We start from the raw sequence: 18,171 nt of genomic DNA, 5'->3' as shown, positions 1-18,171 counted from the left end.
CGCTGTTCATGTCGCTTTTTCGCATGAAGCGTGGCTATGCAACAGCCGAAGGCCGGTCACTTTCTTCCTTCCCCTTGCAAAATGGCGAAACAAAATTACATGCGCTTTTCGCATGGCTGCCAAGCCTCGGTTTCGGCGTAATATTTGGCGCTCCGGGGTTGACGGGCAACGGGCTTGCGAGTAGAAGCCGCCCAGTCAGAACCGATGTGAGGCTCTCCCTTCCGAAGCGACACGCTTTGGAGTTTGCCTCAAACAGGGTTCGTTTTACGAGCGAAAAGACATTTCCGGCGTGCATGAAGCGGTTTCCGCTTCCTCTGCCATTTGTTCGGGCAAGACCGCGAGGCGCGGTTTGTGGCCCGACTTTGCGTATGGAAATGACGCTTTGAGCGGCCCTGACCGGGCGAGACACGGAATTGAGAGACAAGAGGGTTTAATGCCTACCGTCAACCAGCTGATCCGCAAGCCGCGCATTGCGCCGGTGAAGCGCAACAAGGTCCCGGCCATGCAGCAGAACCCGCAGAAGCGGGGCGTCTGCACGCGCGTCTACACAACGACGCCGAAGAAGCCGAACTCGGCGCTGCGCAAGGTGGCCAAGATCCGCCTGACCAATGGTTTTGAAGTGATCGGCTACATCCCCGGCGAAGGCCACAACCTTCAGGAGCACTCGGTGGTGATGATCCGCGGCGGCCGCGTCAAGGATCTTCCGGGCGTCCGCTACCATATCATCCGCGGCGTGCTCGACACGCAGGGTGTGAAGAACCGCAAGCAGCGCCGTTCGAAATACGGCGCCAAGCGCCCGAAGTGACCGAAGCGTAGCCAAGGTCATCCCGGACGGCGCCAGGCGACGATCCGGGATCCAGGCCACCACGCAGAATTGAGGCAGAGAAAAAATGTCCCGTCGTCACAGTGCAGAAAAGCGTGAGATCAACCCGGACCCGAAGTTCGGCGATCTGATCGTCACCAAGTTCATGAACGCCGTCATGTATGACGGCAAGAAGTCGGTTGCCGAGACCATCGTCTACGGCGCGCTCGACCAGGTCCAGTCCAAGACCAAGCAGGAGCCGGTCACCGTCTTCCATCAGGCGCTCGACAATGTCGCGCCGCATGTGGAAGTGCGTTCGCGCCGCGTCGGCGGCGCCACCTACCAGGTTCCGGTCGACGTGCGCCCCGAGCGCCGTCAGGCGCTGGCCATCCGCTGGCTGATCGCCGCCGCCCGCAACCGCAACGAGACCACGATGGTCGACCGCCTCTCCGGCGAGCTGATGGACGCGGCCAACAACCGCGGCACCGCCGTCAAGAAGCGTGAAGACACCCACAAGATGGCGGAAGCCAACCGCGCCTTCGCGCATTACCGCTGGTAAAGCGCGAACGAGACTGAAGAGGCACCTCCCATGGCCCGCGAATATAAAATCGAAGACTACCGCAATTTCGGTATCATGGCGCATATCGACGCCGGCAAGACGACGACCACCGAGCGCGTCCTCTACTACACGGGCAAGTCGCACAAGATCGGCGAAGTCCATGACGGCGCTGCCACCATGGACTGGATGGAGCAGGAGCAGGAACGCGGCATCACCATCACGTCTGCCGCGACCACGACCTTCTGGAAGGCTCGTGACGGCAAGATGCACCGCTTCAACATCATCGACACTCCCGGCCACGTCGACTTCACCATCGAGGTCGAGCGTTCGCTGCGCGTGCTCGACGGCGCCATTGCGCTGCTCGACGCCAACGCCGGTGTCGAGCCGCAGACGGAGACCGTCTGGCGCCAGGCCGACAAGTACCGCGTGCCGCGCATGATCTTCTGCAACAAGATGGACAAGATCGGCGCGGATTTTTATCGCTCGGTCGAAATGATCGGTTCGCGCCTCGGTGCGCAGGCCGTCGTCATGCAGCTGCCGATCGGTGCCGAGACCGAGTTCAAGGGTGTCGTCGATCTCGTCGAGATGAACGCGCTGGTCTGGCGCGACGAGACGCTGGGCGCCGCCTGGGACGTTGTCGAGATACCGGACGACCTCAAGGCTCGTGCGGAAGAATATCGCGAGAAGATGATCGAGGCCGCCGTCGAAATGGACGAGACGGCGCTCGAGAATTACCTCGAAGGCAAGATGCCCAGCAATGACGAGATCCGCGCTCTGATCCGCAAGGGCACCATCGCGGTGAAGTTCTACCCGATGTTCTGCGGCTCGGCCTTCAAGAACAAGGGCGTGCAGCCGCTGCTCGACGCAGTCGTCGAATATCTGCCGTCGCCGGCCGACGTTCCGGCCATCAAGGGCGTCGACGCCAAGACCGACGCCGAGATCGAGCGTCACGCCGACGACAGCGAGCCGCTGTCGATGCTCGCCTTCAAGATCATGAACGACCCGTTCGTCGGCTCGCTCACCTTTGCCCGCATCTATTCGGGCAAGCTCACCAAGGGCATCTCGGTCGACAATACGGTGAAGGCCAAGAAGGAGCGCATCGGCCGCATGCTGCAGATGCATGCGAATTCGCGCGCTGACGTCGAAGAGGCTTTCGCCGGCGACATCGTCGCCTTGGCCGGCCTCAAGGACACGACGACTGGCGACACGCTCTGCGATCCGCTGCATCCGGTCATCCTCGAGCGCATGGAATTCCCCGATCCGGTCATCCAGATCGCCATCGAGCCGAAGACCAAAAACGACCAGGAGAAGATGGGCCTTGCGCTGCATCGCCTGGCCGCCGAGGATCCGTCCTTCCGCGTCAAGACCGACGAGGAAAGCGGCCAGACCATCATCTCCGGTATGGGCGAACTTCACCTCGACATCATCGTCGACCGCATGCGTCGTGAGTTCAAGGTCGAGGCCAATGTCGGCGCGCCGCAGGTGGCCTATCGCGAGACGATCACCCGCAGGCACGAGCAGGACTACACCCACAAGAAGCAGACCGGCGGCACCGGCCAGTTCGCCCGTGTCAAGATCCTCTTCGAGCCAAATCCGGAAAGCAGCGAATTCCTGTTCGAATCCAAGATCGTCGGCGGCGCTGTGCCGAAGGAATACATCCCCGGTGTCGAAAAGGGCATCAACAGCGTCATGACCTCTGGCCCGTTCGCCGGCTTCCCGATGATCGGCGTCAAGGCGACGCTGATCGACGGCGCCTACCATGATGTCGACTCCTCGGTGCTCGCCTTCGAAATCGCCGGCCGTGCCTGCTTCCGTGAAGCGGCGCCCAAGCTTGGCGTGCAGTTGCTCGAGCCGATCATGAAGGTCGAAGTGGTGACGCCGGAAGATTATGTCGGCAGCGTCATCGGTGATCTGAACGGCCGTCGCGGCCAGATTCAGGGCCAGGAATCGCGCGGCGTGGCGGTGGTTGTCAACGCCATGGTGCCGCTCGCCAACATGTTCAAATACGTCGACAATTTGCGCTCGATGAGCCAGGGCCGCGCGGCCTACACGATGCAGTTCGATCACTACGAGCCGGTCCCCACCGCGGTCGCCCAGGAAGTCCAGAAGAAATACGCGTAACCCCGACGGGTTGCAGCGCTAACTTAATTCAAAGCCCGCACGGGCGAGCAGGAATGGAGAGATCACATGGCAAAAGGTAAATTCGAGCGTACAAAGCCTCATGTGAACATCGGCACGATTGGCCATGTCGATCATGGCAAGACGTCGCTGACGGCGGCGATCACCAAGTATTTTGGCGAATACAAGCGCTACGACCAGATCGATGCTGCGCCCGAGGAGAAGGCGCGCGGCATCACCATCTCGACGGCGCATGTCGAATACGAGACGGCCAACCGCCACTACGCCCATGTCGACTGCCCCGGCCACGCCGACTATGTCAAGAACATGATCACCGGTGCTGCGCAGATGGACGGCGCGATCCTGGTGGTGTCGGCCGCCGACGGCCCGATGCCGCAGACCCGCGAGCACATCCTGCTGGCCCGCCAGGTCGGCGTGCCGTCGATCGTGGTGTTTTTGAACAAGGTCGACCAGGTCGACGACGCCGAGCTGCTCGAGCTGGTCGAGCTCGAGGTGCGCGAGCTGTTGACCAAGAATGAGTTCCCCGGCGACGACATTCCGATCGTCAAGGGTTCGGCACTTGCGGCTTTGGAAGATTCCGACAAGAAGATCGGCGAGGATTCGATCCGCGAATTGATGGCTGCGGTCGACGACTACATCCCGACGCCGGTTCGTCCGCTCGACAAGCCGTTCCTGATGCCGATCGAGGACGTGTTCTCGATCTCGGGCCGCGGCACGGTGGTGACCGGCCGCGTCGAGCGCGGCGTGGTCAAGGTCGGCGAGGAGTTGGAGATCGTCGGCATCCGTCCGACCACCAAGACGACCTGCACCGGCGTCGAGATGTTCCGCAAGCTGCTCGACCAGGGCCAGGCCGGCGACAACATCGGCGCGCTGCTGCGCGGTGTCGACCGCGAAGGTGTCGAGCGCGGCCAGGTTCTGGCCAAGCCGGGCACGGTCAAGCCGCACAAGAAGTTCGTCGCCGAAGCCTACATCCTGACCAAGGACGAGGGCGGCCGTCATACGCCGTTCTTCACCAACTACCGGCCGCAGTTCTACTTCCGCACCACCGACGTGACCGGCATCGTGTCGCTGCCGGAAGGCACCGAGATGGTGATGCCGGGCGACAACATCACCGTCGATGTCGAGCTGATCGTGCCGATCGCCATGGAAGAGAAGCTGCGCTTCGCCATCCGTGAAGGCGGCCGCACCGTCGGTGCCGGCATCGTCGTCACCATCAAAGAGTAATTTGGACTTAAACCGATCTGTCGCGGGCGCTGCCCGCGCCGCGCCAGAACAAGGAAGTGACGCATGAACGGACAGAATATCCGCATCCGCCTGAAGGCGTTTGATCACCGGGTGCTTGACGCCTCGACGCGGGAAATCGTGTCGACGGCCAAGCGCACCGGCGCCAACGTCCGCGGCCCCATTCCGCTGCCGACGCGGATCGAAAAGTTCACGGTCAACCGGTCGCCTCACGTCGACAAGAAGAGCCGCGAGCAGTTCGAGATGCGCACGCACAAGCGTCTGCTCGACATCGTCGATCCGACCCCGCAGACGGTCGACGCTCTGATGAAGCTCGATCTTGCCGCCGGTGTCGACGTCGAGATCAAGCTCTAAGGAACCAGGGCGGCGGGGCGACCCGGAACTCTGAAGGAACAAGAGGCGTGGAGGGGCGACAAGCCCCGACAGGGAACTCTGAAGGAACAAGAGGCGTGGAGGGGCGACAGCCCCGACAGGGAACTCTAAAGGAATGAACCGATGCGTTCAGGTGTGATTGCAAAGAAGGTGGGAATGACCCGCATCTACAACGATGCCGGGGAACATGTTCCCGTCACCGTTCTCCAGATGGAGAACTGCCAGGTCGTGGCGCAGCGCACGCAGGAGAAGAACGGCTATACCGCCGTCCAGCTCGGCGTTGGCCTGGCCAAGGTGAAGAACACGTCGAAGGCGATGCGCGGCCATTTCGCGACCGCTTCCGTCGAGCCGAAGGCCAAGGTTGCCGAGTTCCGCGTCTCCGCCGACAACATGATCGATGTCGGCGCCGAGATCACCGTCGATCATTTCGTCGTCGGCCAGAAGGTCGATGTGACGGGAACCACGATCGGCAAGGGCTTTCAGGGCGTCATCAAGCGTCACCACATGGGCGGTGGCCGCGCGACCCACGGCAACTCGGTCTCGCACCGTACGCACGGCTCGACCGGCCAGCGCCAGGACCCGGGCAAGGTGTTCAAGGGCAAGCATATGGCCGGCCACATGGGTGACACCCGCGTCACCACGCAGAATGTCGAGGTCGTCTCGACCGATGCCGATCGCGGTCTGATCCTGATCCGCGGGGCGGTTCCCGGTTCGAAGGGCGCCTGGATCCTGGTCCGTGACGCGGCCAAGGTTGCGCTGCCGGCCAATGCGCCGAAGCCCGCCGCAATCCGCGCCATTGCAACCAATGGTGGCGCCAAGAACGATGCCCCGGCCACAGCAGATGCCCCGGCCACAGAGGGAGCGGAATAATGGACATCAAGATCACAACGCTTGGCGGCAAGGACGCCGGCAAGGTGAAACTCTCCGAGGAGATTTTCGGCCTTGATCCGCGCGAGGACATCCTGCAGCGCGTCGTGCGCTGGCAGCTTGCCAAGAAGCAGCAGGGCACGCACAAGACCAAGGGTCGCGCCGAGATCGCCCGCACCGGCGCCAAGATGTACAAGCAGAAGGGTACGGGCCGCGCCCGTCACCATTCGGCACGCGCTCCGCAGTTCCGCGGCGGCGGCAAGGCCCACGGCCCGGTCGTCCGCAGCCACGAGCACGATTTGCCGAAGAAGGTGCGTGCGCTGGGCCTCAAGCATGCTCTCTCGGCCAAGGCCAAGAGCGCCTCGCTCATCATCATTGATGAGCTGATGCTGACCGAGGCCAAGACCAAGGCGCTGATCGCGAATTTCGCGACGCTGGGCCTGTCCAACGCCCTGCTGATCGGCGGCGCCGAGCTCGACAAGAATTTCAAGCTGGCGGCGACGAACATCCCGAACATCGACGTGCTGCCGATCCAGGGCATCAACGTCTACGACATTCTGCGCCGCGGCACGCTGGTCCTTTCGAAGGCCGCCGTCGAGGCTCTCGAGGAGCGCTTCAAATGACCGACCTTCGTCACTACGACGTGATCGTCTCGCCGGCGATCACCGAAAAGTCGACCATGGCTTCCGAGCAGAACCAGGTCGTCTTCAACGTCGCCAAGAAGGCGTCGAAGCCGGAAATCAAGGCTGCCGTCGAAGCGTTGTTCGGCGTCAAGGTGATGGCCGTGAACACGCTTGTCCGCAAGGGCAAGATCAAGCGCTTCCGCGGCACGATCGGCCGCCAGAGCGACGTCAAGAAGGCGATCGTGACGCTGGCCGACGGCCAGTCGATCGACGTCGCGACGGGTCTCTGAGCAAGACCGCGAGGACAACAGACATGGCACTGAAAAAATTCAACCCGATAACGCCGAGCACCCGCCAGCTGGTCATCGTCGACCGCTCGGGCCTCTACAAGGGCAAGCCCGTCAAGGGCCTGACCCAGGGCCTGACCAAATCGGGCGGCCGCAACAATTACGGCCGCATCACGGCCCGCTTCATCGGCGGCGGTCACAAGCGTACGTACCGCATCATCGACTTCAAGCGCCGCAAGTTCGACATTGTCGGCACAGTCGAGCGTATCGAATACGATCCGAACCGCAGCGCCTTCATCGCGCTGATCAAGTATGACGATGGCGAGCTGTCCTACATCATCGCTCCGCAGCGCCTTGCTGCCGGCGACAAGATCGTGGCCGGCGAAGCAGTCGACGTGAAGCCGGGCAATGCGATGCCGCTGGCCTCGATGCCGGTCGGCACGATCGTTCACAACATCGAGCTGAAGCCGGGCAAGGGCGCCCAGGTTGCCCGTTCGGCTGGCGGTTATGCCCAGCTCGTCGGCCGCGACCAGGGCATGGCGATCCTGCGCCTGAACTCCGGCGAGCAGCGTGTCGTCCACGGCTCGTGCATGGCCACCGTCGGCGCCGTGTCCAACCCGGACCACGGCAACATCAATGACGGCAAGGCAGGCCGCACGGTGTGGCGGGGAAAACGTCCGCACAACCGCGGCGTGACCATGAACCCGGTCGACCATCCGCACGGCGGCGGCGAAGGCCGCACCTCTGGTGGCCGCCATCCGGTTTCGCCTTGGGGCAAGCCGACCAAGGGCAAGAAGACGCGGTCCAATAAGGCGACCGACAAGTTCATCCTGCGCTCGCGCCATCAGCGCAAGAGCTAAGAAGAGGTAACGCCAAGTGACTCGTTCGATTTGGAAAGGCCCCTTCATCGACGGCTACCTTCTCAAGAAGGTGGACAAGGTTCGTGAAGGTGGTCGCAATGAGGTGATCAAGATGTGGAGCCGTCGCTCCACCATCCTGCCGCAGTTCGTCGGCTTCACCTTCGGTGTCTACAACGGCCAGAAGCACGTTCCCGTTTCGGTGAACGAGGACATGGTCGGCCACAAGTTCGGTGAATTCGCTCCGACCCGGACCTATTACGGTCACGGCGCGGATAAGAAGGCGAAGAGGAAATAATCATGGGCAAGGCCAAAGCTCCGCGCAGGCTTGCTGACAACGAAGCGCGCGCCGTGTTGCGCACGATCCGTATCAGCCCGCAGAAGCTGAACCTGGTTGCCGCGCTGATCCGCGGCAAGAAGGTCGCGACAGCGCTTTCCGATCTCGAATTCTCGGCCAAGCGGATTTCCGGCACGGTCAAGAAGACGCTGGAATCGGCGATCGCCAACGCGGAAAACAACCACGACCTCGACGTCGATGCGCTGATCGTGGCGGAAGCCTATGTCGGCAAGTCGATTGTCATGAAGCGGTTCCATGCCCGTGGCCGTGGCCGCGCCAGCCGTATCGAGAAGCCGTTCTCGCACCTCACGATCGTCGTTCGTGAAGTCGAAGAAAAAGTGGAGGCCGCATAATGGGCCAGAAAATCAATCCGATCGGTCTGCGTCTCGGCATCAACCGGACCTGGGATTCGCGCTGGTTCGCCAACACCGGCGAGTACGGCAAGCTGCTGCACGAGGACATCAAGATCCGCAAGTATCTTGAGAAGGAACTCAAGCAGGCTGCGATTTCGAAGGTCGTGATCGAGCGTCCGCACAAGAAGTGCCGCGTCACCATCCATGCGGCGCGTCCGGGCCTGATTATCGGCAAGAAGGGCGCCGACATCGAGAAGCTTCGCAAGAAGCTGATGGAGATGACGAAGTCCGAGACGCATTTGAACATCGTCGAAGTGCGTAAGCCGGAGATCGACGCGACGCTGGTCGCCCAGTCTATCGCCCAGCAGCTCGAGCGCCGCATCGCGTTCCGCCGCGCCATGAAGCGCGCCGTGCAGTCTGCGATGCGCCTCGGTGCCGAAGGCATCCGCATCAACTGCGCCGGCCGTCTCGGCGGCGCCGAGATCGCGCGCATGGAATGGTATCGCGAAGGTCGCGTGCCGCTGCATACGCTGCGCGCCGACGTCGACTACGGCACGGCCGAAGCACACACCGCCTACGGCATCTGCGGTGTCAAGGTCTGGGTGTTCAAGGGCGAAATCCTCGAGCACGACCCGATGGCTTCGGAGCGCCGCGCCACCGAGGGCGATCATGCGCATGGCGGTGGTGGTGAGCGCGAACGCGGTCGCCGTCGCGAAAACGCCTGAGACAGTTGAGAATTTGGAGTTAGAACGATGCTGCAGCCAAAGCGCACAAAGTTCCGCAAGCAGTTCAAGGGTCGTATCCATGGTGCCGCCAAGGGTGGCACCAATCTGGATTTCGGCGGTTTCGGGCTGAAGGCGCTTGAGCCGAACCGCGTCACCGCGCGTGAGATCGAGGCGGCCCGCCGCGCGATCACCCGCGAGATGAAGCGCGCCGGCCGCGTCTGGATCCGTATCTTCCCGGACGTGCCGGTGACGTCGAAGCCGACCGAAGTCCGCATGGGCAAGGGCAAGGGCGCGGTCGATTACTGGGCGGCGCGCGTCAAGCCTGGCCGCATCATGTTCGAGATCGACGGCGTCAATGAGGAAACCGCCCGTGAGGCGCTGCGTCTCGGCGCGGCCAAGCTCTCGGTCAGGACGCGCTTCGTACAGCGCATCGCAGAATAAGGACGGGCTGATCATGAAAGCCGAAGACATCCGGACCAAGACCCAGGACCAGCTGACCGACGAATTGGCCAGCCTGAAGAAGGAGCAGTTCAACCTGCGCTTCCAGAAGGCCACCGGCCAGCTCGAGAAGACCGCGCGCGTGAGGCAGGTCCGCAAGGACATTGCGCGTATCAAGACCATCGCTGCGGAAAAGTCCGCGGCTAAGAAGGCTTAAGGACGAAAACCATGCCAAAGCGCATTCTGCAGGGCACCGTCGTCAGCGACAAAAACGAGAAGACGGTTGTCGTCAAAGTCGAACGGCGCTTCACGCATCCCGTGATGAAGAAGACCGTGCGCATGACCAAGAAGTACAAGGCGCACGACGAGAACAACGCCCACAAGGTCGGCGATCAGGTGTTCATCCAGGAATCGAAGCCGATTTCCAAGGACAAGCGCTGGACCGTCGTGTCTTCGGACCAGGCGTAAACAACGAATTTTGGACAGACCGGGGAGGGGCTTTGAGCCCGTCCCGTTAGAAGAGAAGAAGGCGGCCAGTCATGATTCAGATGCAAACAAACCTCGACGTCGCGGATAATTCCGGCGCCCGTCGTGTCATGTGCATCAAGGTGCTGGGCGGCTCGAAGCGGAAATACGCTTCCGTGGGCGACATCATCGTGGTGTCGATCAAGGAAGCCATCCCGCGCGGCCGCGTCAAGAAGGGCGATGTGATGAAGGCGGTCGTGGTTCGCACGGCCAAGGACATCCGCCGCCCGGACGGCAGCGTGATCCGTTTCGACAAGAACGCGGCCGTTCTCGTCGACAACAAGAAAGAGCCGATCGGCACGCGTATCTTCGGACCGGTTCCGCGCGAACTCCGCGCCAAGAACCACATGAAGATCATCTCGCTCGCGCCTGAAGTGCTGTAAGGAGCCGGACCAATGCAGAAGATTAGAAAAGGCGACAAGGTCGTCGTGCTGGCCGGCAAGGACAAGGGCCGTTCGGGCGAAGTCCTCTCGGTACAGCCGAAGGAAGACACCGCGCTGGTGCGCGGCGTCAACATGATCCGTCGTCACCAGAAGCAGTCCCAGTCCCAAGAGGGCGGGATCATCACCAAGGAAGCGCCGATCCAGCTGTCGAACATCGCGCTGGCCGACCCCAAGGATGGCAAGCCGACCCGCGTCGGTTTCATCTTCCAGAAGGACGGCAAGAAGGTGCGCGTCGCCAAGCGCTCGGGAGAAGTCATCAATGGCTAAGGCTCAAACCAAGCAGGCGACTGCCCAGAACACGCCGCGCCTCAAGCAGGTCTACAACGAGACCATCCGCAAGGCGCTGCAGGAGCAGTTCGGCTACGAGAACGAGATGCAGGTTCCGCGCATCGACAAGATCGTGCTGAACATGGGCGTCGGCGAGGCGACCGGCGATTCGAAGAAGCCTTCGATCGCGGCCGAAGATCTTGCGCTGATCGCCGGCCAGAAGGCCGTCGTCACCCATGCGCGCAACTCGATCGCCGGCTTCAAGGTCCGCGAAAAGATGCCGATCGGCGCCAAGGTCACGCTGCGCAAGGAACGCATGTACGAGTTCCTCGACCGCCTCGTGAACATCGCGCTGCCGCGCGTCCGCGACTTCCGCGGGCTCAATCCGAAGAGCTTCGATGGCCGTGGCAACTATGCCATGGGCATCAAGGAACACATCGTGTTCCCGGAGATCAACTACGACAAGGTTGATCAGATCTGGGGCATGGACGTCATCGTTTGTACGACTGCGAAGACGGACGACGAAGCCAGGGCATTGCTCAAGGCCTTCAACTTCCCCTTCCGCCAGTAACGGCAGCGAGAAAAGGAAAAATCTGAAATGGCAAAGACCAGCTCAGTCGAGAAGAACAACAGGCGCCGCAAGCTTGTGGACCAGTACGCTGCCAAGCGTAAGGTCCTCAAGGCGATCATCATGGATCAGTCCAAGCCGATGGAAGAGCGCTTCCGCGCTCAGCTGAAGCTTGCGGCACTGCCGCGCAACTCGGCCAAGACCCGCATCCGCAACCGCTGCGAAGTCACCGGACGTCCGCGTGCCTACTATCGCAAGCTCAAAGTATCGCGCATCGCGCTTCGTGATCTCGGCAACAACGGCCAGATCCCGGGCCTGGTCAAGTCGAGCTGGTAAGGAGGACATAACATGTCATTGAGCGATCCTCTCGGCGATATGCTGACCCGCATCCGCAACGCCTACGGCCGCAAGAAGTCGAGCGTTTCGACGCCGGCCTCGCGCCTGCGTACCCGCGTCCTCGACGTGCTGAAGGCGGAAGGCTATATCCGCGACTACAGCCAGACCGACTTCGACAACGGCAAGTCCGAAATCGAGATCGAGCTGAAGTACTTCGACGGTGCGCCGGTGGTGCGCGAAATCGCCCGCGTCTCGAAGCCGGGCCGTCGCGTTTACGTTTCGGCGAAGTCGATCCCGCACGTCGCCAACGGCCTCGGCATCGCCATCCTTTCGACACCGAAGGGCGTGATGGCCGACCACGAAGCGCGTGAACAGAATGTCGGCGGGGAAATCCTCTGCCAGATCTTCTGATCTGCAGCGCGATCCCGGAACGTGGAATCCGGTTTTCGGGCACATGTTCGAAAACAGAGACCTGAAACAAGAGAAGTGACGAGGACAACAAAATGTCTCGTATTGGAAAGAAACCCGTTTCGCTGCCGCAGGGCGTGACCGCGACCGTAGACGGCCAGACCGTCACGGCGAAGGGCCCCAAGGGTGAGCTGAAGTTCGTGGTCAACGACGAAGTGCTGGTCAAGATGGAAGGCAGCGAGATCGCTGTCCAGCCACGCGACCAGACCAAGACCGCCCGTTCCAAATGGGGCATGTCGCGCACGCAGATCGTCAACATCCTGCAGGGCGTCAAGGACGGTTTCGAAAAGAAGCTCGAGATCACCGGCGTCGGCTATCGCGCCGCCATGCAGGGCAAGAACCTGCAACTGGCGCTCGGCTTCAGCCATGACGTCGTCTACGAAACGCCGCAGGACATCACGATCACCGTTCCGAAGCCGACGGAAATCACCGTGACCGGCATCGACAAGCAGAAGGTCGGCCAGGTTGCTGCCGAGATCCGCGAATATCGTGGTCCTGAGCCGTACAAGGGCAAGGGCGTTCGTTACGCTGGCGAGAAGATCGTCCGCAAGGAAGGCAAGAAGAAGTAATTTCGTCGATGTGAATGGTGAATGGTAAAATGGCAGTAGGATAGAGCAGGGGCCGGGTGGCACCTGGTTTCTTCCATTCACCATTTTTCCATTCACCATTCACTGCAAATCAACGCCGCGGGGAGCGGTCGCGGGAGGTTTGTCCTACCGCACAGGGTTGCCCCCGTTTTTTGAAGGCAAGGAACTGATATCATGGGCTCGAAAGACTCCACCCAACGCCGCGCTCAGCGCGTCCGCCGCCAGATCAAGAAGGTCGCCGGCGAGCGTCCGCGCCTGTCGGTCCACCGCACGTCGAAGAACATCTACGTCCAGGTCATCGACGACGCCAAGGGCCACACCATCGCTGCCGCCTCGACGCTCGAGAAGGACCTCAAGGGTTCGCTCAAGACCGGTGCCGACACTGCCGCCGCTGTGGCAATCGGCAAGCTGATTGCCGAGCGCGCTTCGAAGGCCGGCGTCAAGGAAGTCGTCTTCGACCGTGGACCGTACATCTATCACGGCCGCGTCAAGGCGCTGGCCGAGGCCGCCCGTGAAGGCGGCTTGAGCTTCTAAAGCATGATCCCGAACCGGAGGTCAGCGCAGCAAAAAGTTGCAGACTTTTCGGATAAGATCATGCGAAGGAAAAAATGAGTTTCGCCCCCGGCAACCCAGAGAGGGAACCGGATATCATCATCAACCGTGCTTCCGGAAAAAAACAAGGAACAGGATATGGCACAGGAACGTAGGGATGGCGGCCGCGGCCGTGATCGCGAAGAGCGCGACGACGGCATGGTGGACAAGCTCGTCCACATCAACCGCGTCGCCAAGGTCGTCAAGGGCGGCCGGCGCTTCGGCTTTGCAGCACTCGTCGTCGTCGGCGACCAGAAGGGCCGCGTCGGCTTCGGCCACGGCAAGGCACGTGAAGTGCCAGAGGCGATCCGCAAGGCGACCGAATCGGCCAAGCGCGACATGATCTTCGTGCCGCTTCGCTCGGGCCGTACGCTGCATCACGACGTCGAAGGACGCTGGGGCGCCGGACGCGTTCTGCTGCGCGCTGCCAAGCAGGGTACCGGCATCATCGCCGGCGGCCCGATGCGCGCCGTCTTCGAGACGCTCGGCATGCATGACGTGGTCGCCAAGTCGATGGGTTCGTCGAACCCCTACAACATGGTTCGCGCCACCTTCGACGCGCTGAAGAGCCAGATGCATCCCAAGGATGTGGCTGCCGCGCGCGGCATCAAGTATTCGACCCTTCAGGCCCGCCGCGGCACCGCCGTTGCGGCCGAAGAATAGTCGACGCTGACCAGGGATATTGACCATGGCCAAGAAAGCAACCAAGACCATCACCGTCGAGCAGATCGGTTCGCCGATCCGCCGGCCGAAGGAGCAGCGCGCGACGCTGGTCGGCCTCGGCCTCAACAAGATGCACAAGCAGCGCACGCTGGAGGACACCCCCTCCGTGCGCGGCATGATCGCTGCCGTCCAGCATCTCGTCCGCGTCGTGGACGAGGGCTGAACCAGAGCGCAGGAGAACTCAGATGAAACTCAACGATCTGCGTGACAAGGACGGCGCGACGCATTCCAGGAAGCGTCTCGGCCGCGGCATCGGTTCCGGCTCGGGCAAGACCGCCGGTCGCGGCGTCAAGGGCCAGAAGGCGCGCTCCGGCGTCGCCGTCAACGGCTTCGAGGGTGGCCAGATGCCGCTCTACCGGCGCTTGCCGAAGCGTGGCTTCAACAACATCTTCGCCAAGAGCTTCACCGTCGTGTCGCTGGCCCGCATCCAGGCCGCGCTCGACGCCAAGAAGCTCGACGCCAAGACGATCGTGACCGCCGAAGCGCTGGTCGCGGCCGGCGTCATCCGCCGCGTCAAGGACGGCGTGCGCATCCTCTCCGATGGCGAGATCAAGTCGAAGCTTGCCTTCGACGTGGCCGGCGCGTCCAAGGCTGCCATCGAGAAGATCGAAAAGGCCGGCGGTTCGGTGAAGCTGCCGGAAAAGGCCGCCGCCGAGTAACGGCGATTTGAAGCGCGATCGGCAAGAGTGAGACACGTTTCGCTTTCGATTGCGTTTTGATCCGCTCAATATTGCGGCCGCGTCAACGCGGCCGCTTGCATGTTTGTAGTCCGGAGCTTATCTCGAGAGCTTCGGTGACACGCGCCGCCTGAGTTGCGGGCCATCGAGCGTGACCAAGCGGAGAATCAGGCATGGCTTCGGCTGCTGAACAACTAGCCTCGAATCTGAATTTCTCGGCCTTCGCCAAGGCGGAGGATCTGAAGAAGCGCATCTGGTTCACCGTTGGCGCGCTGCTCGTCTACCGCCTCGGCACCTATATCCCGCTGCCCGGCATCAATCCCGACGCTTTCGCCCAGGCCTTCTCGTCGCAGAGCAAGGGCGTGCTTGGCATGTTCAACATGTTCGCCGGTGGCGCCGTCGAGCGCATGGCGATCTTTGCCCTTGGCATCATGCCCTATATCTCCGCTTCCATCATCATGCAGCTGATGACCTCCGTCATCCCGTCACTGGAGGCGCTGAAGAAGGAAGGCGAGCCGGGCCGCAAGGTCATCAACCAGTATACCCGCTACGGCACCGTGCTTTTGGCGCTGGTCCAGGCCTACGGCATTGCGGTCGGACTGGAAGGCGGTAGCGGCATCGTCAGCGATCCCGGCATATTCTTCCGCATCTCGACCGTCATCACGCTGGTCGGCGGCACCATGTTCCTGATGTGGCTCGGCGAGCAGATCACCGCCCGCGGCATTGGCAACGGCATTTCGCTGATCATCTTTGCCGGCATCGTCGCCGGCCTGCCGCAAGCCATTTCCGGTACACTGGAACTTGGCCGCACCGGCGCGCTGTCGACCGGCCTGATCCTGGCGATCATCGTTCTTGCCGTCGTCGTCATCGCGCTGATCGTGTTCTTCGAGCGCGCTCAGCGGCGCTTGCTGATCCAGTATCCCAAGCGCCAGGTCGGCAACCGCATGTTCCAGGGCGACACCTCGCACCTGCCGCTCAAGCTCAACACCGCCGGTGTCATTCCGCCGATCTTCGCCTCTTCGCTGCTGTTGCTGCCAGCCACGGTCGCCGGCTTCTCGCAGACGACCAGCATGCCAGCTTGGGCCAGCACCGTCCTGGCGGCGCTCGGTCATGGCCAGCCGCTCTACATGGCGTTCTATGCGGCTATGATCGTGTTTTTCGCCTTCTTCTATACGGCGATCGTCTTCAACCCGAAGGACACCGCCGACCAGCTCAAGAAGCATTCGGGTTTCATTCCGGGCTACCGTCCGGGCGAGCGCACCGCCGATTACATCGATTATGTCCTTACCCGCATAACTGTCGTCGGCGCCATTTATCTGGTGCTGGTGTGTCTGCTGCCCGAGTTCCTGATTTCAGCGACTGGCGTACCATTCTACCTCGGTGGCACATCGCTTCTGATCGTGGTCAGTGTAACGCTCGACACGGTGGCGCAGATTCAGGGTCACCTGATCGCGCACCAATATGAGGGCCTGATCAAGAAGTCGAAGCTGCGCGGGGGGAAGAAGGCCAGATGAGGTTGATATTGCTTGGGCCGCCAGGGGCGGGCAAGGGGACACAAGCACAGAGACTGGTAGAAAAATACGGCATTCCCCAACTCTCGACGGGCGATATGCTGCGCGCTGCTGTCCAGGCCGGCACCGAAGTCGGCAAACGCGCCAAGGCGGTGATGGACGCTGGCGAACTGGTTTCCGATGCCATCGTCAACGCCATTGTCGCCGAGCGCATCGATCAGGCCGATTGCGCCGGGGGATTCATCCTTGACGGATATCCGCGAACCCTGGTGCAGGCGGACGCGGTTGAATCGATGCTCTCGGCGCGCAGCCTCACTCTCGACGCCGTCATCGAACTTGTCGTCGACGACAAGGCGCTGGTTGGTCGAATCGGCAAGCGCGCCGAAGAGGCCAAGGCCGCGGGCCTGCCGGTGCGCAAGGACGACAATCCGGCGGTTTTCGAAGAGCGCCTGAAGGAGTACTACAAGAAGACGTCGCCACTGATCGGCTACTACTATGCCAAGGGCAAGCTCAGAGGTGTCGACGGCATGGCCGACATCGATGCGGTGACGCGGCAGATTGAAGCGGTGCTCACGGCTGCGACCCCGGCGGCGGCCCAAGCGGCTGCGTACGGAAAATAAACGATTACGCTTGACTGGAGCGGTTCGCTGGGGTATGGCGGCCCGTCTTCCTATCAGGCATGAGGCTTGCTTGCCCGCAAGGGCAAGGCAGCCGCTTTGAACTGGAAACTCCCGCATGGGCCGGCCTCCACCGGACGCGGGGCAACTTTGACAGCGCCGGCTTGTCCGGCCCACATGGAGAAGATGAAGAACATGGCTCGTATAGCCGGCGTCAACATTCCGACCAACAAGCGCGTCGTCATCGCGCTTCAGTACATTCACGGCATTGGCAAGAGCTTCGCCCAGGAGATCGTCGACAAGGTCGGCATCCCGGCCGAGCGCCGCGTCAACCAGCTGACCGACGCGGAAGTGCTGCAGATCCGCGAGACGATCGACCGTGACTACCAGGTCGAGGGCGATCTGCGCCGCGAAGTGTCGATGAACATCAAGCGGCTCATGGACCTCGGCTGCTACCGCGGCCTGCGTCATCGCCGCTCGCTGCCGGTTCGCGGCCAGCGCACGCATACCAATGCGCGCACCCGCAAGGGCCCGGCCAAGTCGATCGCCGGCAAGAAGAAGTAATTTAGGGCAGTACGGGAGTAGGGCAGTAGGGCAATAGGATCGGCAGACATACTGCCCTACTGCCGTATTCCCCTACTGCCTTCTCCCTGGTGGAGCCGCTGGCATTACGGCGGTGTAGAGATCAACTGAAAGGACCATCATGGCCAAGGAAGCCACACGTGTTCGCCGTCGCGAACGCAAGAATATCTCGTCGGGCGTTGCCCACGTCAACTCGACCTTCAACAACACGATGATCACCATCACCGACGCGCAGGGCAATTCGATTGCCTGGTCGTCGGCGGGAGCCCAGGGCTTCAAGGGATCTCGCAAGTCGACCCCGTTCGCTGCCCAGATGGCTGCCGAGGACGTTGCCAAGAAGGCCCAGGAACACGGCATGCGCATGCTTGAGGTCGAGGTCTGCGGACCCGGCTCCGGTCGTGAATCGGCGCTGCGCGCCTTGCAGGCAGCCGGCTTCACCATCACCTCGATCCGTGATGTGACGCCGATCCCGCACAATGGCTGCCGCCCGCGCAAGAAGCGCCGCGTCTAATGCTTGTCGCCCAAACGCGCAGCGATTTTGGGCAACGACAGCATAAAACCACAGACCTGAAGCGCTACGCGCTTTAGGAAAAAATTACCGAACGCCGCGCGAACGCCAGGAGCGTTCCTCCACGGCATTCCAGGGCGCCCGCCACGATTGGATGGTGGCGGGTC

General features: G+C 62.0%; 29 protein-coding genes. All 29 read left to right on the top strand.

Going from position 1 to position 18,171, the window contains the following annotated elements; translation table 11 throughout:
• Positions 1-433 precede the first annotated feature (433 nt).
• The 29 genes from rpsL to rpsK all read left to right on the top strand — a co-directional run bounded on the left by rpsL (position 434) and on the right by rpsK (position 18,007).
• Entirely contained in the window at positions 434-805 is a 372-nt protein-coding gene (rpsL, locus tag AC0L16_RS26820; RefSeq protein ID WP_006333356.1) for a 30S ribosomal protein S12, read from the top strand.
• Positions 806-890: 85 nt separating this feature from the next.
• Positions 891-1,361, top strand: a complete 471-nt coding sequence (rpsG, locus tag AC0L16_RS26815) for a 30S ribosomal protein S7 (RefSeq protein ID WP_008875664.1) — start codon at positions 891-893, stop codon at positions 1,359-1,361.
• 30 nt (positions 1,362-1,391) lie between these two features.
• Positions 1,392-3,482, top strand: a complete 2,091-nt coding sequence (fusA, locus tag AC0L16_RS26810) for an elongation factor G (RefSeq protein WP_473624293.1) — start codon at positions 1,392-1,394, stop codon at positions 3,480-3,482.
• 66 nt (positions 3,483-3,548) lie between these two features.
• Positions 3,549-4,724, top strand: coding sequence for an elongation factor Tu (gene tuf, locus AC0L16_RS26805; protein ID WP_091591201.1), 1,176 nt, complete (start codon positions 3,549-3,551; stop codon positions 4,722-4,724).
• Positions 4,725-4,787: 63 nt separating this feature from the next.
• Positions 4,788-5,096, top strand: coding sequence for a 30S ribosomal protein S10 (rpsJ, locus tag AC0L16_RS26800; RefSeq protein WP_006205468.1), 309 nt, complete (start codon positions 4,788-4,790; stop codon positions 5,094-5,096).
• 141 nt (positions 5,097-5,237) lie between these two features.
• On the top strand, positions 5,238-5,984 hold the full coding sequence (gene rplC, locus AC0L16_RS26795) for a 50S ribosomal protein L3 (protein ID WP_287072377.1): 747 nt from the start codon (positions 5,238-5,240) through the stop codon (positions 5,982-5,984).
• Positions 5,984-6,604: a 50S ribosomal protein L4 gene (gene rplD, locus AC0L16_RS26790; protein ID WP_123151506.1), complete on the top strand. Its 621-nt coding sequence runs from the start codon at positions 5,984-5,986 to the stop codon at positions 6,602-6,604. Before rplC ends, rplD begins: the two co-directional genes overlap by 1 nt.
• Entirely contained in the window at positions 6,601-6,894 is a 294-nt protein-coding gene (locus AC0L16_RS26785; RefSeq protein WP_010909275.1) for a 50S ribosomal protein L23, read from the top strand. The genes rplD and AC0L16_RS26785 overlap by 4 nt, the downstream gene beginning before the upstream one ends.
• A gap of 23 nt (positions 6,895-6,917) precedes the next feature.
• Positions 6,918-7,751, top strand: a complete 834-nt coding sequence (gene rplB / locus AC0L16_RS26780; protein WP_027154041.1) for a 50S ribosomal protein L2 — start codon at positions 6,918-6,920, stop codon at positions 7,749-7,751.
• Between the two features lie 16 nt (positions 7,752-7,767).
• Positions 7,768-8,046, top strand: coding sequence for a 30S ribosomal protein S19 (gene rpsS, locus AC0L16_RS26775; protein ID WP_006205463.1), 279 nt, complete (start codon positions 7,768-7,770; stop codon positions 8,044-8,046).
• Positions 8,047-8,048: 2 nt separating this feature from the next.
• Positions 8,049-8,438 (top strand): 50S ribosomal protein L22, encoded by a 390-nt coding sequence (gene rplV, locus AC0L16_RS26770; protein WP_023799292.1) that lies wholly within the window; start codon positions 8,049-8,051, stop codon positions 8,436-8,438.
• A complete protein-coding gene (gene rpsC / locus AC0L16_RS26765) occupies positions 8,438-9,163 on the top strand; it encodes a 30S ribosomal protein S3 (RefSeq protein WP_077377560.1) in 726 nt (241 codons plus the stop codon). The genes rplV and rpsC overlap by 1 nt, the downstream gene beginning before the upstream one ends.
• A 27-nt stretch (positions 9,164-9,190) precedes the next feature.
• Positions 9,191-9,604 (top strand): 50S ribosomal protein L16, encoded by a 414-nt coding sequence (gene rplP / locus AC0L16_RS26760; protein ID WP_023799290.1) that lies wholly within the window; start codon positions 9,191-9,193, stop codon positions 9,602-9,604.
• Between the two features lie 13 nt (positions 9,605-9,617).
• A complete protein-coding gene (gene rpmC, locus AC0L16_RS26755; RefSeq protein ID WP_023799289.1) occupies positions 9,618-9,818 on the top strand; it encodes a 50S ribosomal protein L29 in 201 nt (66 codons plus the stop codon).
• 11 nt (positions 9,819-9,829) lie between these two features.
• Positions 9,830-10,069, top strand: coding sequence for a 30S ribosomal protein S17 (rpsQ, locus tag AC0L16_RS26750; protein WP_023799288.1), 240 nt, complete (start codon positions 9,830-9,832; stop codon positions 10,067-10,069).
• Positions 10,070-10,140: 71 nt separating this feature from the next.
• Positions 10,141-10,509, top strand: coding sequence for a 50S ribosomal protein L14 (gene rplN, locus AC0L16_RS26745; protein ID WP_006205457.1), 369 nt, complete (start codon positions 10,141-10,143; stop codon positions 10,507-10,509).
• A gap of 12 nt (positions 10,510-10,521) precedes the next feature.
• The gene (rplX, locus tag AC0L16_RS26740; protein ID WP_013531428.1) at positions 10,522-10,836 is read left to right on the top strand and encodes a 50S ribosomal protein L24; all 315 of its coding nucleotides are present in this window, start codon (positions 10,522-10,524) and stop codon (positions 10,834-10,836) included.
• A complete protein-coding gene (gene rplE / locus AC0L16_RS26735; RefSeq protein WP_023799287.1) occupies positions 10,829-11,407 on the top strand; it encodes a 50S ribosomal protein L5 in 579 nt (192 codons plus the stop codon). Before rplX ends, rplE begins: the two co-directional genes overlap by 8 nt.
• Positions 11,408-11,434: 27 nt before the next feature.
• Positions 11,435-11,740 carry a 30S ribosomal protein S14 gene (gene rpsN, locus AC0L16_RS26730; protein WP_128186828.1) on the top strand — a complete coding sequence of 102 codons (306 nt, stop codon included), beginning with the start codon at positions 11,435-11,437 and terminating at the stop codon, positions 11,738-11,740.
• Positions 11,741-11,752: 12 nt separating this feature from the next.
• Positions 11,753-12,151 carry a 30S ribosomal protein S8 gene (gene rpsH / locus AC0L16_RS26725; protein WP_006205453.1) on the top strand — a complete coding sequence of 133 codons (399 nt, stop codon included), beginning with the start codon at positions 11,753-11,755 and terminating at the stop codon, positions 12,149-12,151.
• 92 nt (positions 12,152-12,243) lie between these two features.
• Positions 12,244-12,777, top strand: coding sequence for a 50S ribosomal protein L6 (gene rplF, locus AC0L16_RS26720; protein ID WP_023799285.1), 534 nt, complete (start codon positions 12,244-12,246; stop codon positions 12,775-12,777).
• Positions 12,778-12,969: 192 nt separating this feature from the next.
• Entirely contained in the window at positions 12,970-13,329 is a 360-nt protein-coding gene (rplR, locus tag AC0L16_RS26715) for a 50S ribosomal protein L18 (RefSeq protein ID WP_023799284.1), read from the top strand.
• A 156-nt stretch (positions 13,330-13,485) separates the two neighbouring features.
• The gene (gene rpsE, locus AC0L16_RS26710; protein WP_006333394.1) at positions 13,486-14,049 is read left to right on the top strand and encodes a 30S ribosomal protein S5; all 564 of its coding nucleotides are present in this window, start codon (positions 13,486-13,488) and stop codon (positions 14,047-14,049) included.
• 25 nt (positions 14,050-14,074) lie between these two features.
• Positions 14,075-14,272, top strand: a complete 198-nt coding sequence (rpmD, locus tag AC0L16_RS26705; protein ID WP_006205449.1) for a 50S ribosomal protein L30 — start codon at positions 14,075-14,077, stop codon at positions 14,270-14,272.
• 22 nt (positions 14,273-14,294) lie between these two features.
• Positions 14,295-14,768, top strand: a complete 474-nt coding sequence (gene rplO / locus AC0L16_RS26700; RefSeq protein WP_202362960.1) for a 50S ribosomal protein L15 — start codon at positions 14,295-14,297, stop codon at positions 14,766-14,768.
• A 191-nt stretch (positions 14,769-14,959) separates the two neighbouring features.
• Positions 14,960-16,300 carry a preprotein translocase subunit SecY gene (secY, locus tag AC0L16_RS26695; protein WP_473624291.1) on the top strand — a complete coding sequence of 447 codons (1,341 nt, stop codon included), beginning with the start codon at positions 14,960-14,962 and terminating at the stop codon, positions 16,298-16,300.
• Positions 16,297-16,917 (top strand): adenylate kinase, encoded by a 621-nt coding sequence (locus AC0L16_RS26690; protein WP_473624290.1) that lies wholly within the window; start codon positions 16,297-16,299, stop codon positions 16,915-16,917. Before secY ends, AC0L16_RS26690 begins: the two co-directional genes overlap by 4 nt.
• Positions 16,918-17,109: 192 nt before the next feature.
• Entirely contained in the window at positions 17,110-17,478 is a 369-nt protein-coding gene (gene rpsM / locus AC0L16_RS26685) for a 30S ribosomal protein S13 (protein ID WP_023799280.1), read from the top strand.
• Positions 17,479-17,617: 139 nt separating this feature from the next.
• Positions 17,618-18,007 carry a 30S ribosomal protein S11 gene (gene rpsK, locus AC0L16_RS26680; RefSeq protein ID WP_023799279.1) on the top strand — a complete coding sequence of 130 codons (390 nt, stop codon included), beginning with the start codon at positions 17,618-17,620 and terminating at the stop codon, positions 18,005-18,007.
• Positions 18,008-18,171 lie beyond the last annotated feature (164 nt).

The organism is Mesorhizobium sp. WSM4848, assembly GCF_055811375.1.
The sequence above is the reverse complement of the archived record's forward strand: the minus strand, read 5'-3'. Positions and strand labels throughout refer to the sequence as shown.

Bases quoted from the DNA above. Each gene is read 5' to 3' on its own strand.
- rpsC (WP_077377560.1), top strand. From the start codon at position 8,438: ATGGGCCAGAAAATCAATCCGATCGGTCTGCGTCTCGGCATCAACCGG.
- rpsK (WP_023799279.1), top strand. From the start codon at position 17,618: ATGGCCAAGGAAGCCACACGTGTTCGCCGTCGCGAACGCAAGAATATC.
- rpsE (WP_006333394.1), top strand. From the start codon at position 13,486: ATGGCACAGGAACGTAGGGATGGCGGCCGCGGCCGTGATCGCGAAGAG.
- rplO (WP_202362960.1), top strand. From the start codon at position 14,295: ATGAAACTCAACGATCTGCGTGACAAGGACGGCGCGACGCATTCCAGG.
- rpsH (WP_006205453.1), top strand. From the start codon at position 11,753: ATGTCATTGAGCGATCCTCTCGGCGATATGCTGACCCGCATCCGCAAC.
- rplV (WP_023799292.1), top strand. From the start codon at position 8,049: ATGGGCAAGGCCAAAGCTCCGCGCAGGCTTGCTGACAACGAAGCGCGC.
- rpsL (WP_006333356.1), top strand. From the start codon at position 434: ATGCCTACCGTCAACCAGCTGATCCGCAAGCCGCGCATTGCGCCGGTG.
- rpsJ (WP_006205468.1), top strand. From the start codon at position 4,788: ATGAACGGACAGAATATCCGCATCCGCCTGAAGGCGTTTGATCACCGG.
- rplN (WP_006205457.1), top strand. From the start codon at position 10,141: ATGATTCAGATGCAAACAAACCTCGACGTCGCGGATAATTCCGGCGCC.
- rpsN (WP_128186828.1), top strand. From the start codon at position 11,435: ATGGCAAAGACCAGCTCAGTCGAGAAGAACAACAGGCGCCGCAAGCTT.
- rplP (WP_023799290.1), top strand. From the start codon at position 9,191: ATGCTGCAGCCAAAGCGCACAAAGTTCCGCAAGCAGTTCAAGGGTCGT.
- rplX (WP_013531428.1), top strand. From the start codon at position 10,522: ATGCAGAAGATTAGAAAAGGCGACAAGGTCGTCGTGCTGGCCGGCAAG.
- secY (WP_473624291.1), top strand. From the start codon at position 14,960: ATGGCTTCGGCTGCTGAACAACTAGCCTCGAATCTGAATTTCTCGGCC.
- rpsQ (WP_023799288.1), top strand. From the start codon at position 9,830: ATGCCAAAGCGCATTCTGCAGGGCACCGTCGTCAGCGACAAAAACGAG.
- rplD (WP_123151506.1), top strand. From the start codon at position 5,984: ATGGACATCAAGATCACAACGCTTGGCGGCAAGGACGCCGGCAAGGTG.
- rplE (WP_023799287.1), top strand. From the start codon at position 10,829: ATGGCTAAGGCTCAAACCAAGCAGGCGACTGCCCAGAACACGCCGCGC.
- rplR (WP_023799284.1), top strand. From the start codon at position 12,970: ATGGGCTCGAAAGACTCCACCCAACGCCGCGCTCAGCGCGTCCGCCGC.
- rplB (WP_027154041.1), top strand. From the start codon at position 6,918: ATGGCACTGAAAAAATTCAACCCGATAACGCCGAGCACCCGCCAGCTG.
- rpsG (WP_008875664.1), top strand. From the start codon at position 891: ATGTCCCGTCGTCACAGTGCAGAAAAGCGTGAGATCAACCCGGACCCG.
- AC0L16_RS26690 (WP_473624290.1), top strand. From the start codon at position 16,297: ATGAGGTTGATATTGCTTGGGCCGCCAGGGGCGGGCAAGGGGACACAA.
- rplF (WP_023799285.1), top strand. From the start codon at position 12,244: ATGTCTCGTATTGGAAAGAAACCCGTTTCGCTGCCGCAGGGCGTGACC.
- AC0L16_RS26785 (WP_010909275.1), top strand. From the start codon at position 6,601: ATGACCGACCTTCGTCACTACGACGTGATCGTCTCGCCGGCGATCACC.
- rpsM (WP_023799280.1), top strand. From the start codon at position 17,110: ATGGCTCGTATAGCCGGCGTCAACATTCCGACCAACAAGCGCGTCGTC.
- rpmC (WP_023799289.1), top strand. From the start codon at position 9,618: ATGAAAGCCGAAGACATCCGGACCAAGACCCAGGACCAGCTGACCGAC.
- fusA (WP_473624293.1), top strand. From the start codon at position 1,392: ATGGCCCGCGAATATAAAATCGAAGACTACCGCAATTTCGGTATCATG.
- rplC (WP_287072377.1), top strand. From the start codon at position 5,238: ATGCGTTCAGGTGTGATTGCAAAGAAGGTGGGAATGACCCGCATCTAC.
- rpmD (WP_006205449.1), top strand. From the start codon at position 14,075: ATGGCCAAGAAAGCAACCAAGACCATCACCGTCGAGCAGATCGGTTCG.
- tuf (WP_091591201.1), top strand. From the start codon at position 3,549: ATGGCAAAAGGTAAATTCGAGCGTACAAAGCCTCATGTGAACATCGGC.